The 23,654-nt window shown below is 46.7% G+C and carries 20 protein-coding genes; 12 read left to right on the top strand and 8 right to left on the bottom strand.

All coding sequences use genetic code 11. The features are described 5' to 3' along the window. Positions 1 to 7: 7 nt before the first annotated feature. Both SGRA_RS04215 and htpG read left to right on the top strand, forming a co-directional pair. Positions 8 to 559, top strand: a complete 552-nt coding sequence (locus SGRA_RS04215) for an ankyrin repeat domain-containing protein (RefSeq protein WP_015691344.1) — start codon at positions 8 to 10, stop codon at positions 557 to 559. 104 nt (positions 560 to 663) lie between these two features. Then, a complete protein-coding gene (htpG, locus tag SGRA_RS04210; RefSeq protein WP_015691343.1) occupies positions 664 to 2,523 on the top strand; it encodes a molecular chaperone HtpG in 1,860 nt (619 codons plus the stop codon). Between the two features lie 924 nt (positions 2,524 to 3,447). Here the strand turns inward: htpG and SGRA_RS04200 are convergent. The 3 genes from SGRA_RS04200 to SGRA_RS04190 form a co-directional block, all read right to left on the bottom strand. Continuing rightward, on the bottom strand, positions 3,448 to 4,233 hold the full coding sequence (locus tag SGRA_RS04200) for an SAM hydrolase/SAM-dependent halogenase family protein (RefSeq protein WP_015691341.1): 786 nt from the start codon (positions 4,231 to 4,233) through the stop codon (positions 3,448 to 3,450). Between the two features lie 81 nt (positions 4,234 to 4,314). Beyond that, positions 4,315 to 4,821, bottom strand: coding sequence for a hypothetical protein (locus tag SGRA_RS04195; protein ID WP_015691340.1), 507 nt, complete (start codon positions 4,819 to 4,821; stop codon positions 4,315 to 4,317). A 111-nt stretch (positions 4,822 to 4,932) separates the two neighbouring features. Continuing rightward, positions 4,933 to 6,066 carry a fatty acid desaturase family protein gene (locus SGRA_RS04190; protein ID WP_015691339.1) on the bottom strand — a complete coding sequence of 378 codons (1,134 nt, stop codon included), beginning with the start codon at positions 6,064 to 6,066 and terminating at the stop codon, positions 4,933 to 4,935. 182 nt (positions 6,067 to 6,248) lie between these two features. On the opposite strand from SGRA_RS04190, the gene SGRA_RS04185 reads away from it, so the two are divergent. Further along, positions 6,249 to 6,665 carry a hypothetical protein gene (locus SGRA_RS04185; protein WP_015691338.1) on the top strand — a complete coding sequence of 139 codons (417 nt, stop codon included), beginning with the start codon at positions 6,249 to 6,251 and terminating at the stop codon, positions 6,663 to 6,665. Positions 6,666 to 6,725: 60 nt separating this feature from the next. Here SGRA_RS04185 and SGRA_RS04180 read toward each other — a convergent pair whose 3' ends face one another. From SGRA_RS04180 to SGRA_RS04170, 3 genes are all read right to left on the bottom strand, one after another. Further along, a complete protein-coding gene (locus SGRA_RS04180) occupies positions 6,726 to 8,420 on the bottom strand; it encodes a MauE/DoxX family redox-associated membrane protein (RefSeq protein ID WP_015691337.1) in 1,695 nt (564 codons plus the stop codon). A 218-nt stretch (positions 8,421 to 8,638) separates the two neighbouring features. Continuing rightward, positions 8,639 to 9,193 carry a DUF1599 domain-containing protein gene (locus SGRA_RS04175; RefSeq protein WP_015691336.1) on the bottom strand — a complete coding sequence of 185 codons (555 nt, stop codon included), beginning with the start codon at positions 9,191 to 9,193 and terminating at the stop codon, positions 8,639 to 8,641. Between the two features lie 61 nt (positions 9,194 to 9,254). Next, positions 9,255 to 9,452, bottom strand: a complete 198-nt coding sequence (locus tag SGRA_RS04170) for an exodeoxyribonuclease VII small subunit (RefSeq protein ID WP_015691335.1) — start codon at positions 9,450 to 9,452, stop codon at positions 9,255 to 9,257. Positions 9,453 to 9,772: 320 nt separating this feature from the next. Between SGRA_RS04170 and SGRA_RS04165 the strand changes: the two genes are divergently transcribed. The 3 genes from SGRA_RS04165 to SGRA_RS04155 are packed head-to-tail and all read left to right on the top strand — an operon-like array spanning position 9,773 to position 11,949. Further along, entirely contained in the window at positions 9,773 to 10,264 is a 492-nt protein-coding gene (locus SGRA_RS04165) for a hypothetical protein (RefSeq protein ID WP_015691334.1), read from the top strand. Then, a complete protein-coding gene (locus SGRA_RS04160; RefSeq protein WP_015691333.1) occupies positions 10,257 to 10,979 on the top strand; it encodes an ABC transporter ATP-binding protein in 723 nt (240 codons plus the stop codon). Before SGRA_RS04165 ends, SGRA_RS04160 begins: the two co-directional genes overlap by 8 nt. Further along, the gene (locus SGRA_RS04155; RefSeq protein ID WP_015691332.1) at positions 10,966 to 11,949 is read left to right on the top strand and encodes a hypothetical protein; all 984 of its coding nucleotides are present in this window, start codon (positions 10,966 to 10,968) and stop codon (positions 11,947 to 11,949) included. The genes SGRA_RS04160 and SGRA_RS04155 overlap by 14 nt, the downstream gene beginning before the upstream one ends. A 39-nt stretch (positions 11,950 to 11,988) precedes the next feature. Here the strand turns inward: SGRA_RS04155 and SGRA_RS04150 are convergent, their stop codons facing one another. Then, positions 11,989 to 13,650 (bottom strand): S8 family peptidase, encoded by a 1,662-nt coding sequence (locus SGRA_RS04150; protein ID WP_015691331.1) that lies wholly within the window; start codon positions 13,648 to 13,650, stop codon positions 11,989 to 11,991. A 627-nt stretch (positions 13,651 to 14,277) separates the two neighbouring features. Here SGRA_RS04150 and SGRA_RS04145 point away from each other — a divergent pair. From SGRA_RS04145 to SGRA_RS04115, 6 genes are all read left to right on the top strand, one after another. After that, complete coding sequence (locus tag SGRA_RS04145; protein WP_015691330.1) at positions 14,278 to 15,249, top strand: ribonucleotide-diphosphate reductase subunit beta; 972 nt, start codon at positions 14,278 to 14,280, stop codon at positions 15,247 to 15,249. A gap of 250 nt (positions 15,250 to 15,499) precedes the next feature. Further along, positions 15,500 to 17,911, top strand: coding sequence for a ribonucleoside-diphosphate reductase subunit alpha (locus tag SGRA_RS04140; protein ID WP_015691329.1), 2,412 nt, complete (start codon positions 15,500 to 15,502; stop codon positions 17,909 to 17,911). Between the two features lie 453 nt (positions 17,912 to 18,364). After that, positions 18,365 to 18,802 carry a PaaI family thioesterase gene (locus tag SGRA_RS04130; RefSeq protein WP_015691326.1) on the top strand — a complete coding sequence of 146 codons (438 nt, stop codon included), beginning with the start codon at positions 18,365 to 18,367 and terminating at the stop codon, positions 18,800 to 18,802. After that, the gene (locus SGRA_RS04125) at positions 18,803 to 20,185 is read left to right on the top strand and encodes a BamA/TamA family outer membrane protein (protein ID WP_015691325.1); all 1,383 of its coding nucleotides are present in this window, start codon (positions 18,803 to 18,805) and stop codon (positions 20,183 to 20,185) included. A gap of 4 nt (positions 20,186 to 20,189) precedes the next feature. Next, on the top strand, positions 20,190 to 21,077 hold the full coding sequence (locus SGRA_RS04120) for an NAD kinase (protein ID WP_015691324.1): 888 nt from the start codon (positions 20,190 to 20,192) through the stop codon (positions 21,075 to 21,077). 126 nt (positions 21,078 to 21,203) lie between these two features. After that, on the top strand, positions 21,204 to 22,649 hold the full coding sequence (locus SGRA_RS04115) for an IS4 family transposase (RefSeq protein ID WP_014373165.1): 1,446 nt from the start codon (positions 21,204 to 21,206) through the stop codon (positions 22,647 to 22,649). A 150-nt stretch (positions 22,650 to 22,799) separates the two neighbouring features. On the opposite strand, the gene SGRA_RS04110 is transcribed toward SGRA_RS04115, so the two are convergent. Further along, positions 22,800 to 23,429 (bottom strand): flavin reductase family protein, encoded by a 630-nt coding sequence (locus tag SGRA_RS04110; protein ID WP_015691323.1) that lies wholly within the window; start codon positions 23,427 to 23,429, stop codon positions 22,800 to 22,802. Between the last annotated feature and the right edge of the window lie 225 nt (positions 23,430 to 23,654).

Genomic DNA, 23,654 nt, shown 5'->3' with positions numbered 1-23,654 from the left:
ATTAGCCATGAAAAACTACCTATATCTCTTCTTGTTTTTGTTGAGCACTCAATTTCTTTCGGCCCAAAAAGAAGCCGCCTTTGAGGCGGTCCGCCAAGGCGATTTGGCCAAACTCCAAACTTTGCTTAAAGAGGATCCGACTTTGTTGCAGGCCCAAAATGCGAGGGGCCATAATCTACTCATTTTAGCCGCTTATTACGAGCAAGCCGACATTTTGGCCCAGCTCATTAAAGCCGGGGCCAATTTGGACCATCAAGATGCCTCTGGCAATACCGCCTTGATGGGCGTTTGTTTCAAAGGCTACGCCCAAGCCCTGCAGCAACTGATTGAGGCCGGCGCAACAGTCGATCAAGAAAATTATAATGGAGCTACCGCCCTTACTTTTGCCGTTACCTTTGGCCATGAAGAACTCGCCAAGGCCCTGCTCGATGCCGGAGCCAATCCAGAACATAAGGACCAACGCGGAATGAGCATCCGCCAACATGCCGAGCTCCAAGGCGATCCCAAAATTTTGGCCCTTTTGGCCCAGTATCCTCTGACAGAAAAAGACAAAAACTGACAAACTGTCAGTAAATACGGCCTTGGAACAAGCTTTGAAAAAAGGCTGCCGAGATCCATACTGGATCAATAAACTTGTTTAGATCGACTAAAAAATAACACAACATGCAGAAAGGTAACATTTCGGTACAAACCGAGAATATCTTCCCGATTATTAAGAAATTTCTCTACTCTGATCATGAAATCTTTTTGCGCGAGCTTGTCGCCAATGCTGTAGATGCCAGCTCTAAGTTACTTACCTTGGCCAACCGTGGCGAAGTCCCCGGCAAGGTAGATAACCCCCGCATCCAAATTATCGCCAACCCAGAGGCCAAAACCCTAACCATTAAGGACCAAGGGATCGGTATGACGGAAGAAGAAGTGATGAAGTACCTCAATCAGGTCGCCTTTTCTTCTGCCAAAGAGTTTTTGGAGCAATACCAAGACGAAGCCAGCATTATCGGCCATTTTGGTCTGGGCTTTTACTCGGCTTTTATGGTGGCCAAAAAGGTAGAAGTGCGCACCCTCTCTTATAAAGAAGGCGCCAAAGCTGTGCAATGGAGCTGTGAAGGCGATCCCGAATATACCCTAGAGGATATCGAAAAAACAGATCGCGGTACCGAAGTCATCCTTTACCTCAATGATGAGGATGATGAGTTTGCCCAAGATGCCCGCATCCAAGGCCTACTCGATAAATATTGTAAGTTCTTGCCCATCGAAATCCAATTCGGAAGTCGTGAAGAGCAAATCGAACTGCCCAAGGAAAATGAAGAGGACGAACCTACTTATGAAACGAAGACGGTTCCCAATATCATCAATAATCCTCGTCCAGCCTGGAAAAAACAACCCAATGAGCTTAGCGAAGAGGATTATAAAGCCTTTTACAACGAGCTTTACCCCACTAGCGAGCCCCCTTTGTTCTGGGTCCACCTCAATATCGATTATCCCTTTGATCTAACTGGTATTTTGTACTTCCCCAAATTGGGCAACCAAATGGAGGTACAGCGCAATAAAATTCAACTTTATGCCAATCAGGTCTATGTGACCGATGAGGTCAAAGAGATTGTTCCCGAGTTTCTCACGCTCTTGCATGGGGTGATCGACTCGCCCGATATTCCCCTAAACGTTTCTCGCTCTTACCTACAAAGTGATCGCAACGTAAAGAAAATTACGGACTATATCACGAAGAAGGTGGCCGATAAACTCCACGAGATTTTCCGTAAAGAACGCCAAACCTTTGAGGAAAAATGGGAGAATATGAACATCTTCATCAAGTATGGCTACATCTCTGAAGATAAGTTTGCCAAAAAGGCCAGCAAGTTTATGCTCTTGCAAAATACCGAAGGCAAGTTGGCCACTCTAGAGGAGTATAAGGAGCAGATTAAGGAGCAACAAACCGACAAAAACGGCCAGCTCATTTATCTTTATGCCAACCAGGTAGAGGCCCAAGATGCTTACATCCAAACGGCCAAACAAGCCGGCTACGATGTCCTCCAATTTGATAGCGTTATTGACACGCATTTTATCCAAAAGTTGGAGCAAGAGCTAGAAAATACCCGCTTTGTGCGTGTAGATAGCGATAGCATCGACAAATTGATCCAAAAAGACGAAGAGCAGGAGTCGGTCCTCAATGAGGAGCGAAGCGAGGAGGTCGAAGAGATTTTCCGCACGGCTGTCAGCAATAGCCAAGTGAATATCCAACTCGAGGCCCTTTCTCCCGATAGCTTCCCGCTGATGATTACTCGCCCAGAGTTTATGCGCCGTATGCAGGAGATGTCTATGCTCCAAGGCGGCAATAACAATATGCCCGAGTTTTTCAATCTGGTGGTCAATAGCAACCACCCCCTAATCAGCAGCATTTTGGAAAGCAAAGATGCCGATAAGGCCAAGCAATTGTATCAATTGGCCCAATTACAGCAAGGTATGCTCAAAGGGGCAGACTTAACCAACTTTGTGCAACAAGCCCTCAGCTGGATGGATAAGTAGTAGTTTAGTAAGTAGTGAATACAGTGCAGTCCTGTCTAACTTCGGTTGGACAGGATTTTTTTTATCTTTTTTTGGGGCTGCCCACTCGCTTCGCTCGGGTCGGGCTGTCTCGCAGCTCGCTGTTCGCTCGGCCCTGCGCAAAATTTCGCTTTGCTCATTTTGCTGGGTCTGCGGCTTCGCCGCCCTGCTGCCCATCCCTCAGCCTGCGGGCCTTCGGCCCTGTAGCGTGGGGATCTGGACCTCTAGCTGGAAACCTAGAGCAAGAAAATTGTAGTAAAAAGCTAGGTTGAGCTAGAGCAGAGCTAGGTCGAGCTAGTAAAAAGCTAGGTTGAGCTAGAGCAGAGCTAGGTCGAGCTAGTAAAAAGCTAGGTTGAGCTAGAGCAGAGCTAGGTCGAGCTAGTAAAAAGCTAGGTTGAGCTAGAGCAGAACTAGGTCGAGCTAGTAAAAAGCTAGGTTGAGCTAGAGCAGAACTAGGTCGAGCTAACAAAAAGCTAGGTTGAGCTAAAGCAGAGCTAGGTCGAGCTAGTAAAAAGCTAGGTTGAGCTAGAGCAGAACTAGGTCGAGCTAGAGCAGAACTAGGTCGAGCTGGTAAAAAGCTAGGTCGAGCTAACAAAAAGCTAGCTCATTGCTATGGAGTGATAAGTTCATTAAGTCAGCAACTTAACTTATCATTAACAATTGGGCATAAAAAAAGGATCAAAACCCTAGGGTTTTGATCCTTTTGGAGGCCGAAGAAGAGGGCCAAAAAGTGAAAAAGAGAGATGAGCGGCCCAGCGCTGCGCAGCGGTGGCCGCAGGCCAGACCCAGCGGGCGCAGCCCGCGCAGGGCCGAGCAGACTTGCGAGCCGCGCAGCATAGCGGCGGCCAGCTTTGCTGGCCGCGGGCCCCAAAAAAAGAGAAGAGCACAAAAAAATGGACTCTTCTACTAATCATTGAGAAACTCGAGCTGGACGCTATCGTCTACTTTTAGGCCAAATAGCGAGGCGGCCTTGCCTGCATTGACAGCAATTTCTAGCAAGCCCGAAGAATTGAACAGACAAAGGACCTCGCCCACGGCCTGTTCGGCATAATGCAAACTGAGGTCGCTAATGGGATCGAAGCGTTTGAAATAAAGCTCGAAAGAGCGGCCCTGGGCAATTTCCTCAAAGAGTTCTCGGTCTACATTGAGGACCACATTTTCATAGACATCGATGTAGAGGACCGCGGCGCGGATATAATCCTTGCTCACCACGGCATTGAGGCTAATGCGCTCGAGCAGCTCATCGCTTTTTTGGCCAATTTCCTCTAGGGGTTGTTGGGCCAACAAATGGGCCGAGGCCTTGGCAAATAGGCGCTGCATGCTGAGCAAAGAAGGAGGCTCCTCACTAATGAGCTGATAAATTTCTTGGGGTTTTTCTTTAAACAAAAGAGAGAAAACGCCATTATCGGGCCCAATAAAATAGTGGCCCTTATGGGCAATGACCAAAAAACGGGGATGCTCTTGATAGAAATTGTGCACACTCACAATATGAATGCTCCCTTTGGGAAAGGCCCAAAAGCTAGCGCCCAACAAATAAGCCGCTTGGCCAATATTGTAGGCCTGCACCTGATGAGAGATATCGATAAATTGCACAGCCTGCCCTTCCGACAAAATATGTCCTTTGAGTAGGGCCGCATAATGATCGCGGACGCCAAAGTCGGTCGTTAGGGTAATGATTCCAGAGGCTTGCATAAAAAAGATGGATTAAGCGAGCACAAAATTAAAAGAAGTTTGTAAAAGCAGCTTTTAATTTATAAACAATTGAATAGGCGCTTAAAGTTTTTCTTTAGTTTGATGTTGTTGTTGGATTTGTTGTCGCATATCTTGGCCAAATTGATCGACAATTTTTTGCATTTGGGCCTCATAGGCGGCTTGTTCCTCTTGGCTGTAGCTTTTCCAGTCGGCTTTTTCATAGAAAAGGGCCGCTTGGGCAGGCAATAAACCAACGATCTTCAAATAGTCATTTGTGCAAGAGAGTTCAATTTCTCTGGCTTTTTGTTTTTCGTCTAGGGGCTGGATCTTCAATCGGAGGAGCTCATCTTGTTCTTCTAGGCAGTGGTAGCTAGCCGAAGGTCCTTCTTTTTCGGCGGCAAAGAAATAGATAGCCGCCCGATCAATTTTGAGTAGGAGGGCCGAAAATGCGCCCAACATCATCCGCTGTAGGGGAGGGGCTAGGGCCTGAAACTCCTGAGCGGTTTCGGTTTTGTTTTGAGCGAGTTGCCAATACTGTCCTTCTAGCTTTAAAATCAATTTGGGCGTATGCCCCATTTTCTTTTGCATAAATTGTATTGTTTTTTGAGTTCAGAATATAGCTAAAAGCTTTTAGAGGACCAAAAAAGGCCTTCTCTGCTTAGCGAGAAGGCCTTTTGTATGGATATAGAACAATAGTTTTTACTTCATCACTGCGGCTCCAGTATTTTTTGGCAATTCTACCGCTTGTAGCTCATTATTGCCCAAGGCTTTTAGGCTCTTAAAATGAGAGCTGATTGCGCCACCAAAGGTTTTGAACTCATAATAGGGCACGCCAAACTCCTCGGCGGTTGCCTTGACAATTTTGGCGACCTCGGGGTAGTGCACATGGCAAATATTGGGAAAAAGGTGGTGTTCTACCTGAAAATTTAGTCCGCCCAAGAACCAAGAAAGCGCTTTGTTTTGGCGGGCAAAATTAGAGGTGGTGGCCAGCTGGTGCATGGCCCAAACATTTTCTACCTCATTTTGCTCATCGGGCTGAAAATGGTCGGTAAGCTCTACAACATGAGCTACTTGAAAGACCAAAGTCATAATCATACTTGCCGTCATGTGCATCATGAAAAAGCCGAGTAGCAAATAGCCCCAAGCATAGCTAGTGAGGACAATAGGAAGGATAAAAAAGATGGCCCAGTAGCCAATTTTAGTGCTAAGTAGGATCCAGAACTCTCTGCTGTGGGTACTGCCCATGGCGGCTGTTTTACCGTCTTGGCTATAGCCCTTTAGGGCCACAAAATCCTTCCATAAAATCCAAGAAACGGTAGCTAAACCATAGAGAATAGGCGCATAAAGGTGCTGAAAACGGTGGTAGCCCTTGAGCTTTCCATTGGGAGAAAGGCGCAAAAAGGGTTTATCTTCAATATCTTCATCGAAGCCGTAGATATTGGTATAGGTGTGGTGCATCATATTGTGCTGCACCTTCCAGGTAAAGGCATTTCCACCAACTAAATTGATGGTATAGCCAAAAATAGCATTGACTGTAGGGTTTTTGGAGTAGGCGCCATGATTGGCATCATGCATAATGTTCATCCCAATGCCAACAAGGCCAATACCCATAACGATATAGGCGATCATGACAGCCCAAAGGGGCAAAATATTGAGCAGAATAACCACAAAAGGAATTAAATAGAGCCCTAACATAACCGCTGACTTGAGGTACATGCGGCTATCTGCATTACGGTCAATATCTTGGCTACGAAAGTGCTGATTGACCCTTTTGCGTAGGGTAGGAAAAAATTTAGCCTGATCAGCTAGGCTAAAACGAATGGTTTTTGGCATAAATCTGTTTCTTTTGGCCCTTTTCGGTGCCAGTTCAAAAGGATAAGGGGCGCTAGCTTGCGCCTTTGTTTATGGATGTACAAAAAAGGGATACCCCCCAAAGAAGTGCTTAAAACTTTTAAGAAATAAAGCGCTTTTTCTATATTTAAGTCGATTATGTGATTTGAATTAAGACTGAATATATGCCAAATGCTTTAATTTATATCCTGCTGTTTACTCTCTTTAGCTGTACCGCTTGCCAGCAAGATACAGAAAAAACAGCCTTAATTAGCCCCCCAGAAGAAAATGCTTCTTTGTCTGTTGTAGATAATAAGCAAAAGATAACCAATGGGTTGAAGCGAGGTGACCTGCTCCGCGTAGAGGTGCAAAACCTCCGACTCCGAGAACATGAGCAGCTAGAGGCCAAGGTTTTGCGCCATTTGCCAGAAGGGAGCGAGCTCTATTTTATGGGCGAGATTTCTAGCGATAGTGTGACAGTTCAGTTGAGAGGGAAAAAATATTATGCTCCTTTTTATCGAGTAAAAACAGAGTTAGGCTATTTGGGCTGGGTGCATGCGGCCGCAGTTAAAAAGCAAGCCGCAGACCTAAAAGGTAGTTAAGCAAAAAAAATCCCCCTAAGCCTAAGGCCTAGAGGGATCTGTTTTATAAATAGAGATGCTCTACTTCAATTCAATACTAACAATTTCCCAAGCTTGCCCCTTTTGGTCCAAAATGCCATTGGGAACCCATTTTAAGTTGGGGTTGCTAGGAACTAGTTGCGGGTTTTTGCTCAACTTGACGTTCAATTTACGCTCCGTAACGCCCAAATCTGTATTCTCATCCATTAAGGGCCGCAATAGGGCATCATTGCCATCCAAAATAACAAGATCAAGCTCTTGTTGCCCAAAATCTCCCTGATTTACTTTGTCCACAGAACAGAAAAAGCCATGTTTTGTCCCCTCAGGCATGTAGTCCTGAATCGCTAATTCCAATTCTAGATCTACAGTAGGCTCCTGAATATAAGCCTCGGCCAATTCTTCAAAGCTGCCAGGCAACTGACGATGATGCCATTTCTTAACAATTGTTCCATTATGCAAAAGCAAAAGGCCCGGACTAGAACGAATGATCGTCTTGACCAACTTTTCATCGCCCTGCGTAAAATCAAAGGCGGTGCCTAATTCCTGCCGAAAAGCCTCCAAATCATCACTATAATCGCCATCGGCATCCGCATCTTTGATGTAGTAATAAAGCGCATGCGTGGGGATGCCTTTCTGCTTTTCTGCCGCCAAACTCAAGGCCGCAATTTTTTTGAAGCCTTCCTTTGAAGATTTGCTCAAATCATCGGCAACAACCAAAAAACTATAGCCCTGACTCGCAAAACTATGCTGCTTAGAAGCATCCATTTCAGCCACTTTAGAGTCGCAGCCTTTTTTCAATACTTCTTCTTTCGTTTTGTCATTTTGGGTCTCCCAAATTTTGTTGCCATCGGCATCTTTGGTCTTCCAAAGGTAGCTGTATTTCTCGGTCTCTTCAGACATCTGTTTGTTATTGACCTTGACCTCTTCTCCCGTGTTTTTGTTCTTATAAGTATAAGTAAGCAATACTTCGGGCTGGTCCAAAGCACAAATTTCTCGCTCAATCACTATGTTGCGCCCTTCTGCAAAGGGGCGAAAATCTACCCAAGGCAATCCAAAGTAAAAGTTGAACAAACTAGCCACCGTTATCGCTACGGTCCAAAAAGAAGTGCTAATCAAACGCCCTTTGCCTCGCTCCGGAATCACATATTGCAGGCTTTCCGTTCGGATATAAAGAAAAATGGTCATGAAGGTCAAAATGATGTCCTTCCCAAAGGTTTCAATTGGCAAAAGCTTCATGAAGTCGCCAAAACAACCACAATCACTCACCCGAATGTTATTTTCATTAAAGGCCACCCACTGCCCCGTCGCAAAAGGCGAAACATCCTGCGGAATGTAGCCCGTGAGGTAGTTGTAGCCCGTTAGAAAGGTGAAAAAGAGCATCATCAAAAAGCTCAAACTCGTGGTCCATTTTTTTCCATGGCCCAAAATTAAGTTGATCCCAAGCACGACCTCCAAAACAATCATCAGTAGGCCAAAAGGAACCACAAAAGGCTTCATAAAGGACAATACCGGCAGCAAAAGCGTAAAGTAATCGGCCATTTTATAAGCCGTCCCCAAGGGGTCAACGACCTTGACCGCCCCCGAAAAAACAAGCAGGGCTCCCACAAAATATTGTACAAACCAAAGCGGCAGATGCGTCCGCACAAATTCCCGCTTTTTAGATAGTCCCAAGCCCAAACTAAAGGTCAGTACCAAGGCCACAATGCCAATGTAAAGAAAAAGTGTATATACGGTCATAATGATAAACAGATTGATATAAAATGATTGTTCTTCTGCTGTTTTGGGGCCTCCGCTGCGGCCTGCGGCCTTGCGGCGCTACGTTTCGGGGCTCGCAGGTCTGCTCGGCCCTTCGTTTTTTTTCGCTTTGCTCAAAAAAACTCGGTCTGGCCTTCGGCCACCCCTGCACATCGCTAGGCCGTAAAGCGGCGGCCTAAAGGCCTTGCTTTTTGGGCCAACTACTTTGCCTCTTTTTCGCGCAAACGAATCAAAGCAAAGAGCGCATAATTGGCAATATCCTGATAATTGGCGGCCAAACCCTCCGAAACCAAAAGCTGCTCTTTATGGTCCTCAATTTCTTTGGTCCGCAAAAGCTTCATCAAAATGAGGTCCGTCAAAGAACTGAGGCGCATATCTCGCCAGGCTTCGCCATAGTCATGGTTTTTGCGCAGCATCAGCTCTTGGCAAATCTCGGCCTGCTCCTGATAAAGGGCCTCCACTTGCTCGCTAGGCAGATAAAGCCCAGCGGCCAAAGGCAACTCCAACTGAATCAGGGCCATAAAACTATAATTGACTAGGGCCAAATACTCGCCCGCAATAGATTCTCCCACCTTTTGGCTTTGCTTTTCCTCTATAGAGCGAATGCGCTTGGCCTTAATATATAATTGGTCGGTTAAAGAACTTGGCCGCAAAATCCGCCAAGCCGAGCCATAATCTCGCTGCTTCTTAATAAATAGGGCCTTACATTGGGCCAATTCATGGGCGTATTGTTGGAGGGTGCTTGGCTTTTCCAAAGTTACAACTATAAGTTTAGTTAATTAAATAAAGAACGAAGAGAAGAGCAAAAAGCTGCTTTTAGTCCTCTTCATAAATATTATTTTGCTCTTCTTCAATATGGCGGAGTCGTTGCTGGCAATATTGGAGTAAGAATTGCGCGCGTCGGCTTTGCGCATTGAGCTCTTCTAGAGGAAGCTGGCCCTCAATGGCTTCTAAGATTTGCTGAAGCTCTAGTAGGGCGGCTTCATAGGAGGCGGGAGTGGCTTGTTGGTCCATATTCTATTGATATTTAGTAGATAAGGCGGCTGCTTTGGGCCGAATGGCCCTGGGGCCTTGGCCCCAAACGGCTTAGGGATGGATAGCAGTGGCCGTCAGGCCAGACCGAGCCGCTGAAAGCGGCGAAGGGCCGAGCAGACCTGCGAGCTGCGGCACAGCCCGACCCGCCCGCAGGCGGGGAAGCCCCAAAATAAGAGGAAAAAAATATAGCTCGCAGTTTTTTGAGGAAAAAGGAATCGCTCTAACGTTCTCCTTTTTGTGATCGCCTCAAATATATTTTAAAAATGCTTAATTTGTTTGCTAACAAAATTATAAAGAGGATGCAAAAAACTATACTTGTTGGGTTACTTTTTTTTATGGCTTGGGGCCTTTATGGGCAATCTTGGATGCAGTTGCGGCAAGAGCCCATTCAGATAGCATACAAAATTCCGTACAATTGGTTTGTGGGTGGTTTGGAAAAACAGGCAGATTATTGGCGGAGTTTGAACACGGCGCCCAAGGGGCATATTAACATGTTGTTGCTGTATAGCGAGGAGCTTAAGGCGGAGGAATTGGGCCAAAAAGCGGTTTGGAATTATCATTTTGTGGGCCTAGATAGCCTGCCTGCGGATAGTTTGCAGGGGGATTTTGGCCTTTGGGAAAAAAGAGGACATTGGCGAGAAGATAACCTAGAATTGGTTCGTTCTTGGGCCTGGAAAAAAGGGGAGCAGTATTATTTGTTGTACCTTTGGGGCCGAGAAGAAAAGATGAATGCTTTTGCTCAAAAAAAGCTATCTAAGGTATTAACCTCAATTGTATTTTTAGATGATTAGTTGTGAGGGGCTGTTGTTACAGTATGGTGAGCGCAGGCTGTTGAGTTTGCCCAATTTTCAGTTTGAAGAAAAGGGCTTTTATGTCATTTTGGGCCGTAATGGTAGCGGGAAAAGCAGCTTTTTACGCCTTTTGGCGGGATTGGAACAGCCTCAAGCGGGGCAACTTTTTTTGCAAAATAAGCCCTATTCGGCTTGGAAACGCAGCGATTTTGCCCAAGAATTGGCCCTTTTGCAAAGTAAGCAAAGCACTACCGCTTTTATGCGAGGGGAGGAGTATGTGAGCCTTGGCCGACACCCTTATTTGGCTTGGCATGGCCTGCTGGGCCAAAAAGACCGACAGCGAATTAGGGAGGTCATGCAAACCCTCCAAATTGAAGAATTGGCCCAGGCAAAAGTAGGGCAATGTAGCGATGGCGAAAAGCAACTGCTCGGCTTGGCCCGTGTTTTGGTCCAAGATACTCCCATCTTATTATTAGATGAAATATCGGCCCATCTCGATTTTATCAATAAAAAACAAAGCTTTCAACGATTGAAGACCTTGGCCCAAAAGAAACTGATTATCCTCGTGAGCCATGAGCTCGCTCTAGCCGAAGCCTTTGCCGACCATATTTTGCTTTTGGAAAATCAGGGCCTCCTGGCTTTAGCCCCCCAAGGCGCTAGCCAAAAAATAGAAGAAATTTTTGAACAAACCTCCCCTTATCATGCAAAAACTTAGTCTACTGTTTATCCTTTGTCTTGCTTATGCCTGCCAAAGCGCTCCGCCCCAACCTCAGCTAGACCAAAATTTGGCCCATCATCTCCGAAGTATAGAAATGCCCGAGAGGGTACTAGAAATCGACCTTAATGGAGATGGCCAAAAAGAAAAGTTGGCCCTCTATGCCAATCAAGAAGGGCTGTATTGGGAAACTCTGAGCGGACAGCGTTTTGACTTGCCCCTAGAGGGCCCTGCCGAAAGCCTGCTGCTCTGGAAAAATCTAGGCGATTTGGATGGCGATGGCGGAGAAGAGTTGGCCTATGTACCCAATTATGAAGATAATTCCTCCATCAACCATGTTCAGATTGTTTCTTGGAAAAAAGGCTGGAAAATGCCTTTCCGCTTTGAAATTCGAGAGGATCAAATTAAGGAGGACCGCCCTTTTGTTTGGGCCAAAGGAAAAGACCGCTTTCTCTTTCGCTTTGTCAATGAAGAAGGCCTAGAAGAATATCAAGAGGCCATTTTGGACCAAACTAATGCGCCCGATAAAAGCTTGCCCCTAGAAAAACGCTTTGTCTGCAATGGCGATATGGTCCGCCTGCCCGCTTTTTCCTTTAAGCTAAAATTAACTGCTGGGGCCCAGAAAATCTTAGACGAAAGTCCAGAAGAATTGGTCCTCAGTATTTTGCTACATAATGAGGCCAGCCTGCCCCTAGCTGCCGATATGCAAAAATATTGGGATGAGGATATGGAGTATTTGCTCTTGCTCCAAAAAGAAATGCAGCAAAAAAGTACCGCCTTTTTGGTCGATGATTTGGAGCTGCCTAGAGCCGCTTTAGAGGCTTGCAAAAACCTCGATATGCAATTAGAAATCAATATTTATACGGCTCGAAAGACCTCAGAAAATAATCTCTTGTCTATTGATCCACTCTTTGATGGCCTGCTTAAATTAAGGACCAAAAAAATAATACTCAAAGGTAGAGTCATTTAGTACAAAAGGCCCAGAACAAACGTTCTGGGCCTTTTGTCTTTAGGGCTTATCTTGCAAGCAACCTAAGGTTTCATAAAACCGATAATCGGCAATATCTACCTCTAAATGATAGAGCCCATTGGCGGGCAATTGCTCGGGCAGCTCAAAGCGAAGAAGCTGCTCTTCGCCAACTTCTAGCGTTTGTTCGGCCAGTAGTTGGCCCAAACTATTGTAGTAGCGCAGCTCAAAAACAGTTCCTGGCTGCCCTATGGCCAAACGCAGACCGTTTTTTGCCTGCAAAGGCCGCTCCCGAAGCTGTAAAATTCCCTCTTCAGTCAGCAATAAAGCCGTTTCAGAAAGAGAGAGGTAGGCCGTAAAAAGGTTGGGGATGCCAAAACCTATAGCGGTATCGGCCTCGGCTTGCTGTCCAGCCCACTCAATCGCATGCCGAATTTCCCAGTTGTTTTTTTCTGGAAAAGCAGACCAAAGGCTGGCCGCCATCCCCGCCAAAACAGGAGAAGAAAAAGAGGTGCCATCGGTTGAGCTGACCGAATAGCCATTGAGGCCTGCCACTTTGGTGCTGCGGCCTTGGGCCACTACATTGGGCTTGATGCGACCGTCGGCAGTAGGTCCAAAAGAACTAAATCCCGCTTTTTTGCCATTGGGCCGAACGGCCCCAATAGAAAGCACATTCTGGGCGTCGGCTGGGGCGCCAATGTATTTCCATGGACCATTTCCCTCATTTCCTGCACTATTGATGACCAAAATGCCCTTTTCTACGGCCACATCTGCCGCCTGAGAGCAAAGGGCTGTTTTGCCATCCATATCTTTGTACTCATAGCTCATGCTTTTGTCATTAAAGGAGGTATAGCCCAAAGAAGAATTGATGATCTCAATCCCTAAACTGTCGGCCCGCTCAGCCGCCGCCGCCCAGTTAAACTCCTCAATCCTAAATTCCCCCCCCACATCTTCGGTCTTAAAGAGGTAGTAGTTGGCTTTGGGCCCCGTGCCCTGAATCAAATAGGGCAGATTGGCCGCCATACAAGACAGTACATTGGTGCCATGCGTGCTCTGCTCATACACAAATTCATCGCCCTGAACAAAGTCATGGGTTCCCCAAATTTGGTTGTTGGCAAATAAGCTGTCAAAGGCGGGCATGCGGTAGACATTCAAAAAGCCTCCATCAAAAATAGCGACTTTTCGTCCCTGCCCCTTAATGTTTAGCCCATGTAGCAAATGCCCGCCCAACATGGCAATCTGATTGAGCGAATAACCCAAGGGATGCTCCGTTTTATTATACTCTTCTGGCTTAAAATGCTTATGCCATTTTGCTTCTTCTAAACGACGCTTTTTGCCCAAGGGCATGATTTCTCGCACAAAGGTCAGCTCTCTAATGGCGGCCAATTTGCTCGTATCTTCTACATAAATAGCCAAGGAATTTAGCCATTTCGAGGCCAGCCAATAGTCTACTCCTTCTGCGCAGACCGCCTGCACATATTGCGGATTTAGGGGCAAATCTCGCTCGTCAATCTCTACTCCTCCAATCGCTCGGCGCTCCAATGCAGCGGGACTAAGGTACTCCCAAGGCCGCAAAACACTGTAGGGATTCTCTTCTTTGTCAGTAAAAAAGACCGCATAAAGGTCGTGGTTAAAACTCTGGGCTTTTGCTCCAGCCAGTAGGCAGATGAAGAACAAAAGGCTAAGACTGCTTTTTTGTATCATGGTTTTTCATTTTGTACAAAGGTACAGGGAACTGTTTTAAAAACCTATTTTTTGGGGCTGCCCCGCCCTGCGGGCGGGTCGGGCTGTGTCGTGGCTCGCAGGTCTGCTCGGCCCTGCAGTTTTTTTCGCTTCGCTTCAAAAAACTTGGGTCTGGCCTGCGGCCACCACTTTCCATCCCTCAGCCAAATGCCCCCGCTCCGCTTAAGAATAGCGCAGCAGAATTTTGGCCCAACTCCCCGCTTTTGGCCCCTAAAAACTGCAGCAGTGGGCCGCTTTTTTTGTGCTTCCTAATAGTTGCTAACGATTAAAACCAAATTGGTTTAACTAAATTTTTTTGTTTCCAATCCTGCTGTACAACCGCAGCTTTTGAGCTTGCTCAAAGCCGCCCGCTATCGAACTTAGAGCGACTTATACACAAAGATATTCACATGCCGTTCCCAAAATGGGAATAACTTATTTTTATAAAATAACTCAATGTTTATGGGCTTTACAGCCTGTCCACTAATTTGTTCACTTGCAGTTTTAGGGCTTTTTTCAGACCTTTGCATAGCGCGCAAATGAAGCAGCCTCTGCTGTTTTTTGCCTTACACCAAAATGTTTTCTAAGCTTCAGTAAATTGCCCAATAAATGTCTGTAATAGAGCCTATTCTCCAAGAAAATGACCAGCGTTTTGTCCTTTTTCCCATTCAACATGATGCCATTTGGGAAATGCGCAAACAGGCCCTTGCCTGTTTTTGGACCACCGACGAAATTGACCTAGCAGCCGACCTGCACGACTGGAAAAAGCTTTCGGCCAATGAACAACACTTTATCAAACACGTTTTGGCCTTTTTTGCTGCCAGCGATGGCATCGTGAACGAAAATTTGGTCCTCAACTTCTACCGAGATGTCCAACTTGCCGAAGCTCGCTCTTTTTATGCTACGCAAATCCAAATCGAAGATATCCACGCCGAAACCTACAGCCTCCTCATAGATACCTACATTCAAGATAGCGCCGAGAAAAACGCCCTTTTTAATGCTATGCAAACCCTGCCTTGCGTTCAGCGCAAAGCCAAATGGGCCATCAAATGGATTGAAGAGGCCCCCTCTTTTGCCCACCGCCTAGTCGCTTTTGCCGCCGTAGAAGGCATTTTCTTTTCAGGCAGCTTTTGCTCGATTTACTGGCTAAAGAAAAGAGGCATTATGCCCGGCCTTACCTTTTCCAATGAGCTCATCAGCCGAGATGAAGGCATGCATTGCGATTTTGCCTGCCTGCTCTATTCTATGCTAGAAAATCCCATCCCTTCAGAAGAGCTTCGCAGCATTATTACCGAGGCCGTTAGCCTAGAACAAGAGTTTGTTACCGATGCTCTGCCCGTTTCCCTAATCGGAATGAACGCTAAGCTGATGTCGCAATATATTGAGTTTGTGGCCGACCGCCTGCTCGTTTCTTTGGGCCAACCTAAGGTCTATGGCAGTAGCAACCCCTTCCCCTGGATGGAACTCATCTCGCTGCAAGGAAAAACCAACTTCTTTGAAAAAAGAGTGGGCGATTACCAAAAAGCTGGCGTAATGGCCGAAAGAGAAAAACAAACCTTCTCTTTGGATGAGGATTTTTAGCCAAGCGCTAAAACAAGCGGCGCAGCCGCTGGCCTAGCGATGCGACGGGGTGGCCGAAGGCCAGACCGAGTTTTTTGAGCGTAGCGAAAAAAACGAAGGGCCGAGCAGACCTGCGAGCCCCAAAGCGTAGCGCCCGCCGAAGGCGGGAGGCCCCAAAACAACAAATATTAAAAAACAGACTAATCAGCGCTTAGGCAGAACCGACTAAGCGCTTTTTTAGCCAAAGCCAAGATATATTATGATGCAATTGATGCAAGTGACCAAGCGAAACGGCCGCAAAGAGGACGTTAGTTTTGATAAAATTATGCGGCGGATTTATTACCTCTGCGACGGATTGGACAATCGTTATATCGATGTGATTGAGATTTCTAAAAAGGTCATTTTGGGCCTTTATGATGGGGTCTCTACCGAGGTGCTCGACAAGCTAGCGGCAGAAACCGCCGCCTCTATGGCCACCGAACATCCCGATTATGCGATCTTGGCCGCTAGAATTTCGGTTTCGGACCTACATAAGGGGAGCTCCAATTCTTTTACCGAAACCATGCGCCGACTCCACCAATATATTGACCCCAAAACAGGCGAAAATGCCCAAATGATCGCCGATGATTTTATGGCTTTGGTGGAAAAACACAGCGAACAACTGGATGCGGCTATCGTGCACGAACGCGATTACGACTATGATTTCTTTGGCTTTAAGACCCTTGAGCGCTCTTACCTCATGAAGGTCAATGGAAAGATTATCGAGCGCCCGCAGTATATGATTATGCGCACAGCTCTGGGCATTCATGGCGAAAATATCGAGGCCGCCTTGCAAACCTATAAACTGATGTCTGAGCGCTGGTTTACCCATGCTACGCCTACCTTATTCAACTCTGGAACGCCCCGCCCGCAGCTCTCTTCTTGCTTTTTGCTCAGCATGACCGACGATTCTATTCCCGGCATTTTTGAAACCCTTAGCCGCTGCGCCAAAATCTCGCAATCGGCGGGGGGAATTGGCCTGAGCATCCATAATATCCGCGCCAAAGGCAGTTATATCAAAGGCACCGGCGGCAACTCGAACGGCATTGTGCCCATGCTTCGCGTCTATAATGATACGGCTCGTTATGTGGACCAAGGGGGCGGAAAACGCAAAGGCGCTTTTGCTATTTATTTAGAACCCTGGCATGCCGATGTTTTTGAGTTTTTGGACCTCAAAAAGAACCACGGTAAAGAAGAACAACGTGCCCGCGACCTCTTTTATGCCCTTTGGATTCCCGACCTCTTTATGCAAAGAGTAGAACAGGATGCCGAATGGACCTTGATGTGCCCCAATGAATGCCCCGGCCTCTATGATAGCTATGGCGAAGAGTTTGAAAAACGCTACCTCGCCTTTGAGGCAGAAGGTAAGGGCCGCCAAACGATAAAAGCCCGCGAACTTTGGATGAAAATATTAGAATCTCAAATCGAAACGGGTACCCCTTATATGTTGTATAAGGACCATGCAAACCGCAAATCGAATCAGAAAAACTTAGGCGTAATTCGCTCGAGTAACCTCTGTACCGAGATTATGGAGTATAGTAGCCCCGATGAGGTGGCCGTTTGTAACCTAGCTTCTATCGCACTTTCTAAATTTGTAACCGAAGATGGTCAATATGATTTCCAACGTCTTTATGAGGTAACTCGAATTGTTACCCGCAACCTCAATAAGGTCATCGACATCAATTATTACCCCATTCAAGAGGCCAAAAATAGCAATATGCGCCACCGCCCCGTCGGAATTGGCGTGCAGGGCCTAGCCGATGCCTTTCTCATGATGCGTCTGCCTTTTGAAAGCGAAGCAGCCCGCCAACTCAACCGCGATATTTTCGAGACGATTTATTTTGCGGCCATGAGCGAATCTTGCCAAATGGCCAAGGAAGAGGGCCCTTATTCAACTTATGAAGGCTCGCCGATTAGCCAAGGAAAATTCCAATTTGACCTTTGGGATGTCACTCCCTCGGACCGCTGGGATTGGGAAGCCCTCCGCCAAGAAATTTTGGCACATGGGGTGCGCAATAGCCTGCTCGTAGCGCCTATGCCTACCGCTTCCACCTCTCAAATTCTTGGAAATAACGAGTGTTTTGAGCCCTACACTTCTAATATTTATAGCCGCCGCACCCTTTCTGGCGAGTATGTGGTGGTCAATAAACACCTACTCAAAGACCTGATTGAACGTGGATATTGGACCCAAGAACTCAAAGAGATGTTGATCGCCGCCAATGGCTCGGTCCAAAATATCGAGGGACTGCCCCAAGAAATCAAGGAGCTTTACAAAACGGCCTATGAAATTAAACAACGGGCCATTATTGATATGTCCGCCGATCGTGGCGCCTTCATTTGCCAGTCGCAAAGCCTCAACCTCTTCGTCGAGAGTCCCAACTTTGCCAAACTGACCTCCATGCACTTCCATGCTTGGAAACGTGGGCTGAAAACGGGCATGTACTACCTCCGTTCCAAAGCTGCGGTAGACCCCATTAAGTTTACGCTCAGCGCCAAGTACCAACAAAAATTTGTGGGCCAAAATGGCGGCAGCAATCAAGCTTTGGCTGGCCGTACCGCCGCCCAAATCGAGGAGGCCAACAGCCAAGAAGGCGTAGCCTGTAGCATCGACAATCCCGATGATTGCTTGATGTGCGGCTCTTAAGACTTAATTTTAAGTAGTTTGTTTGTAGCAGTTGCTCTTTCGGGAGGAACTGCTCTTTTTTTGGGGCTGCCCCTGCGGCCTTCGGCCTTGGGTCGGGCCATTGCGCAGCTCGCAGGTCTGCTCGGCCCTGCAGCGGCAAAGCCGCTTTGGTCTGCCGCCTTCGGCGGCCCTGCTACAGCCCCTCAGCCAGATTTAATCGCGCTGCTTTGGCCATCTTTGCTATGAATTTTTGGCTAGGCCAGCTATTTTTTAAGGGCATAGCCTTCGCTATGGTGGAGAAAAATAGGGCCGACTAGCGGGAAATTGCTGCAAACTATAAAAGTGAGTGCGGTTAAATTTGGCTATTGCCTGCGGCGGCTTTGCCGCCTGTAGGACGCAAGGGAGCAAAAACATTCCCTTGGCCAGCAAAAAAAAATTACTTTTGCAGATCCTATAATGTAAAATCAAAAACAAATGTCTAAAGAAAAGATTGCCTTTGTCAAGGCCCATGAAGGCCAACATATTGAGGGAAATATCAGTGGTTTGGGGGCTTGGCTCAATGCCAGAATTCTGTCTGTCAATGAAAAAACGGGCATGCTCCAACTAGAGTTTGAGGTCCGCCCCGATATGCTCAACCCTATGGGCAGCCTACATGGCGGGGCCATCTCGGCCATTTTGGATGAAAGCATGGGCATGCAGCTCTTTGTGCTTTCAGAAGATCGGGCCTATTATGCCACTAGCTTACAGCTAGATTTTGTGCGAGCTGCTTTTGAGGGCCAAAAAGTTATTGCTCAGCCCGAGCTCATCCGCATTGGGAAGCGCTCGGCCAATATGCGCTGCCTACTTCTAGACCAAGAGGGCAAAGTCTTGGCCCATGGCAGTTCTAATTATCTTCAAATTCCCAGCAGCTAAATGCGTTTTCTTCTTTTTATCTTTTTCTTGCTGAGCTTTGTCCAGTTGGCCCAGGCGCAGCTTCCTTATGTCCGTATCGATAGCCTTATCCTCTCTGATATAGAGGGGGGGAAGTTGCGGACCAAAGCCAAAACGGTGGCCGCCTATCTGCCCTTTAGTGTAGGCGATAGCGTTCGGCTTAATGAGTTGCAAGAGCAGCTTGATTTGGCCCAACAAACTTTACTCAATAGCCGCCTGTTTAAAACGGTGGTGGTTCGAGTAAAAGAATGGGAGGGCAAGAGCATTGTTCTAGGCATCGAGCTAGATGAAAACCTAGGCCTTTATCCCATCCCTATGGTTGAACTAGCCGACCGCAACTTTAATGTTTGGTGGAAAAGCTTCAACTTTGATCTCCGAAGAATAAATCTGGGCCTTTGGGGCCTTTGGCGCAACCCCAGAGGCTATAACGATCTGCTCAAACTGATTGGACAAATTGGCTATAGCCCCAAGGTTGAGTTGGTCTATGTTATGCCCCCATTAGGCAACAAAAACGCTTGGGGCTACAGCATAGAGGGCCTTTGGTCCAATAATAAAGAGCTCGCCTATGGAATAGCCGATAACAAACGCCTTTTTTATAGAGACCTCAACAGCAAAAGCCCACAGTTTGACCGCCTGCGCTTTCGATTGGGCCTCTATTTTCGCCAAGATGTATGGAGCCAACAGCAACTGACCCTAGGCTTTCATAATTATGGGGTGAGCGATTCTATTTTTGCCCAAAATGCCGACTTTCTCTTGGGCAAAGCCCGCCAAAGAGATTTTCGCCTGCGCTATAGCTGGTCCAAGGACCGCAGAGATTTCCGAAACTACCCCTTTCAGGGCTATTACCTACAAGCCGAAACCGAGAAAAAAGGCCTAGGCATCTTCAATGAGCTCAATCAATGGACCTTGGGCGGACATCTGGGCTATTATCACAAATTTGGCCGTGGCTATTGGAGTGTGGGCGGCCAATTGAGTGGCAAACTGAGCTTGCTCCGACAAAAGCAAGCCTTTTTTGAACAAGAAGCCCTAGGTTTTGAGGAAGAATTGGTGCGGGGCAATCAATATTATGTAATTTATGGACAAGATTATTTGCTCTGGCGCAGCGACCTCAATGTCAAATTGATGGAATTGGGCGAGAGGGATGCCCCTTTCATGGCCCTGCATCTGCGTTATCATTTAGATTATGGCTATGTTTGGGACCGCTTTTATCAGCAGCAGGGCGGTTTGGTCAATCGCTCGCTTTGGGGCACTGGCCCAGCGATTGACCTCGGCCTGATGCAGTACCGCTTTGTGCTCCAATTTGAGTATAGCCTCAACCAATCTCGAGAAACTGCCTTCTTTTTCCGCCTCAAAATGAATCTCTAGCCTTATGCGTATCGCTCTGTTTAGCCGCTTTCTAAAAAAGGAACAACAGCAGTTGGTCCAAGAGGTCTTTGATGCCCTCGCCCGCCGCCCCGAATGGGAACTCTATATTTATCAAGAGTACTACGACTCCTTTATGGGCCGTATCAAAATCAATAATCCCTTTCATTGTTTCCAAACGCATGAGGATTTCCGTGCTGCCGAACTCGATTGCTGTATTACCTTGGGAGGAGATGGGACCATTCTAGAAGCGGTGACTTATGTCCGTGATACTGGAGTCCCTATTTTGGGCCTCAATATGGGCCGCCTCGGCTTTTTGGCCATGATCGAAAAGCACCGAATAGAAGAGAGTTTGCAGGCCTTTGAGCAGGGCGCTTTGGTGGAAGATAAGCGGGTACTTTTGCAGCTAGAGTCTTCTAGCCCGCTCTTTGGCAGCGCCAATTTTGCCCTCAATGATTTCGCTATTCTCAAACGAGATACCTCTTCTATGGTCATTATTCACACCTATGTGAATGGCGAATTTCTCAATTCTTACTGGGCCGATGGGATTATTGTGGCCAGCCCCACGGGCTCTACGGGCTACTCCCTGAGCTGTGGGGGACCCATTATTTTTCCCCGCTCTGGCAATTTTATCATCACGCCCGTAGCCCCACACAACCTCAATGTCCGTCCCATCGTCCTTTCCGATGATGTGGTCATCTCTTTTGAGGTGGAGGGCCGAGCCGAGCATTTTCTCTGCACCCTAGATTCTCGCTATCGGGCCATTCAGGCCAGCTGCCAACTGGCTATCCGCAAATGCGATTTCCAAACGACTTTGCTCCGCCCCGATGATCGCAACTTTTTGTACATGATCCGTAAAAAGCTGCATTGGGGGACCGATTCTCGGAATTATTAGGGGCCTCCGCTGCGGCTTTGCCTTGCGGCGCTACGTTGCGCAGCTTGGGTTGACCCACTTTTAAAAATAAGCTTAACTTAGCTCTAAATCAAGATTTATATGGACAGTACAAAGGTATCTTCATTTATGCTAAATAAGCAATCAGTGAGAGTATGTTATAGATTAGCAGAGAGTCTAAAAAATAATCCTAACCCACATTTAACAAATGTAGCAAAAACTGATGCAGACCGTAAGGCTTTCATGAGGTTGTTATCAAACAAAAATCTTACTGAGGAATACATTCAATTTGAGTTTATTGGCAAAAGTAGGGAGTCTATGAAGGTGGTTGAAGAAAAGCTTCTGGCCTTTCACGACACCTCTGAAGTTGTACTGAATAAGCAAAGAAATAGACTAACGGACAAAGAGGGTTTAGGCCCTGGAGGTCGGGAAACAAATTTGTCTGTATTTCTTCACATGGCTCTACTATATGGTCGAGAAAGCTTTCATTATCATGGCTTAGGAGGTGTTCAGCTTTATAATCGATATAAAAATAGAGTAACTTGTAAGGAGGCTGAAAATAGAAATACGGGTCATTTTAGAGGTGAAATTACGAGATGGAAAGTAAATGTAGAAGAGACAGAATCTGCGTTAAAAGTAATTAACGACCTAATTGATATTTTACATGTTTGTGATCGAGAAGGAGATGTTTATCCCATGATGGAAAGTTTTTTCAGACAGCATATTAAGTTCTTGATTCGGTCTCGAACAGATAGACGAGCAACGATTTGGGAGGATGGCAAAAAGATTCCATTATGTGATGTCTTTGAACATTATCCAGCAGACTTTGAGACGACAGAAACGGTCAAGAGTAGCCGTAAAAAACTTAACGGGAAGAAGCTAGTTGTTCGATCTAAAAAAGTGACTTTTGCCGTTCCCAAATCTTGTAAGTATGTTCTTGGCGAACCAAGGCCTAAACCAATGACAATCAATGTTATTGAGGTCTTTGAAAAGGGCAAAGGTTTTTCAAAATCTGCCGCTAGAAAAAGAAGCCGAACAAAAAAAGATCATGATGATGAAACCATCAGTTGGCGCTTACTCACAAATGAAGAAATCAACAGCGAAGAAGAGCTCTTAGAGCTTGTTCTTTGCTACCGCAAGAGGTGGTTAATTGAAACATACTTTAAATATTTAAAATCAGATGGCTTTGATATTGAAAACATATGTTTAAAAACAGGTAAAGCTATCCGCAAAATGATACTTATGGCAATCAGTGCATCTGACAAGGTCCTTAAGCTTAAAGAAGCTGGACTTAACCAAGATAATGAGACTCCAGCAACCTCTATTTTCACAGAAGATGAAGTAGAAGTCTTAGATCTTATATTTAAACAATATCTAAAAGGCGAAAGCCAAAGCCCTTCTTTGCGTAACCCATTTACCTCTAAATCAATAGCTTGGGCCTATTGGATCATAGCAAGGTTGGGCGGATTTAATGGCGCAGTGAAGAAAACTAGGCATGCCGTATCCGTCAAGAAAATAGGACTAGGGTTAGAGAGATTCATATTTATGTATGATGGATATCGATCCCTAAATTGACACCGCTATAAAAAGTGGGTCAACCCAAGGTTGCGCAGCTCGCAAGTCTGCTCGGCCCTGCGGCAGCAAAGCTGCCTGGGTCTGGCCCTTCGGGCCACTGCTGCACATCGCTAGGCCATTTGGCCTTCGGCCAAGGCGGTCTTTGGCCGCCTATTGCCTAGGCTTAGCATAAGGCAGGCGCTGCAACTGCTCCGTTTTATGGTAGCTATCTAAACCCGAAATACAAACGACCTGCATTTTCTCCAAATCAATTTGCCCAGTTGCTTCATCAAAAGTGGCTTGGGGCAGCTCTACGTATTCTATGGCCGCAACAATGAGGTAGGTCCCATTTTTTATGATGGGGATTTCCTCTTCTAGCCGCAAGCCTATTTTTAACTGGGCCTCTTGGACAAAAGGGGCCGGAAAATCAGCAATATATTGAGGGTGCAAGCCCGTGGCCTCAAATTCTGAAACTCCATCGGGATAACGGGCCGAGCTATGATGCGCCTGCTCATAGATGCCCTGATGCACCTGATTGAGGCTAAAGTATTTCTGCTGTCGAATATTGCGCAGACTATGGCGAACCACTTCGGCCGTGAAGGGCCGAGAAATAAGGCCAATGAGGGCAGGATGGGCCCCCAAATGTACCGCAGAACTAAAAATGGCCAGGTTCTCCTGGCCCTCAGCCGAAATACTGCCCACCAAATTGGCCGACTTAAACCCCGATAGATGGTTGACAAAGGTGGTGCGCTGCCGCTTGGGCAAATTGGCAATCTCTTGAGCCTGAAAGGTTTTGATCATAAGCTGTATCTTTTAACTAATTTTTTGCTTGTGTAGGGCTTCTACAGGCCCGATAGGGCCGCAGGCTGAGGGATGGACAGCAGTGGCCCGCAGGGCCAGACCGAGGCGCTGAAAGCGCCGAAGGGCCGAGCGAATAGCGAGCTGCGAAACAGCCCGACCCGACCGAAGGGAGGGGCAGCCCCAAAACATCCTACTAATAAGCAAACAACAGTTAAAGGCAAAAAA

The organism is Saprospira grandis str. Lewin, assembly GCF_000250635.1.
GTDB lineage: Bacteria > Bacteroidota > Bacteroidia > Chitinophagales > Saprospiraceae > Saprospira > Saprospira grandis.
This window is presented reverse-complemented; position numbering and strand designations above follow the sequence as displayed.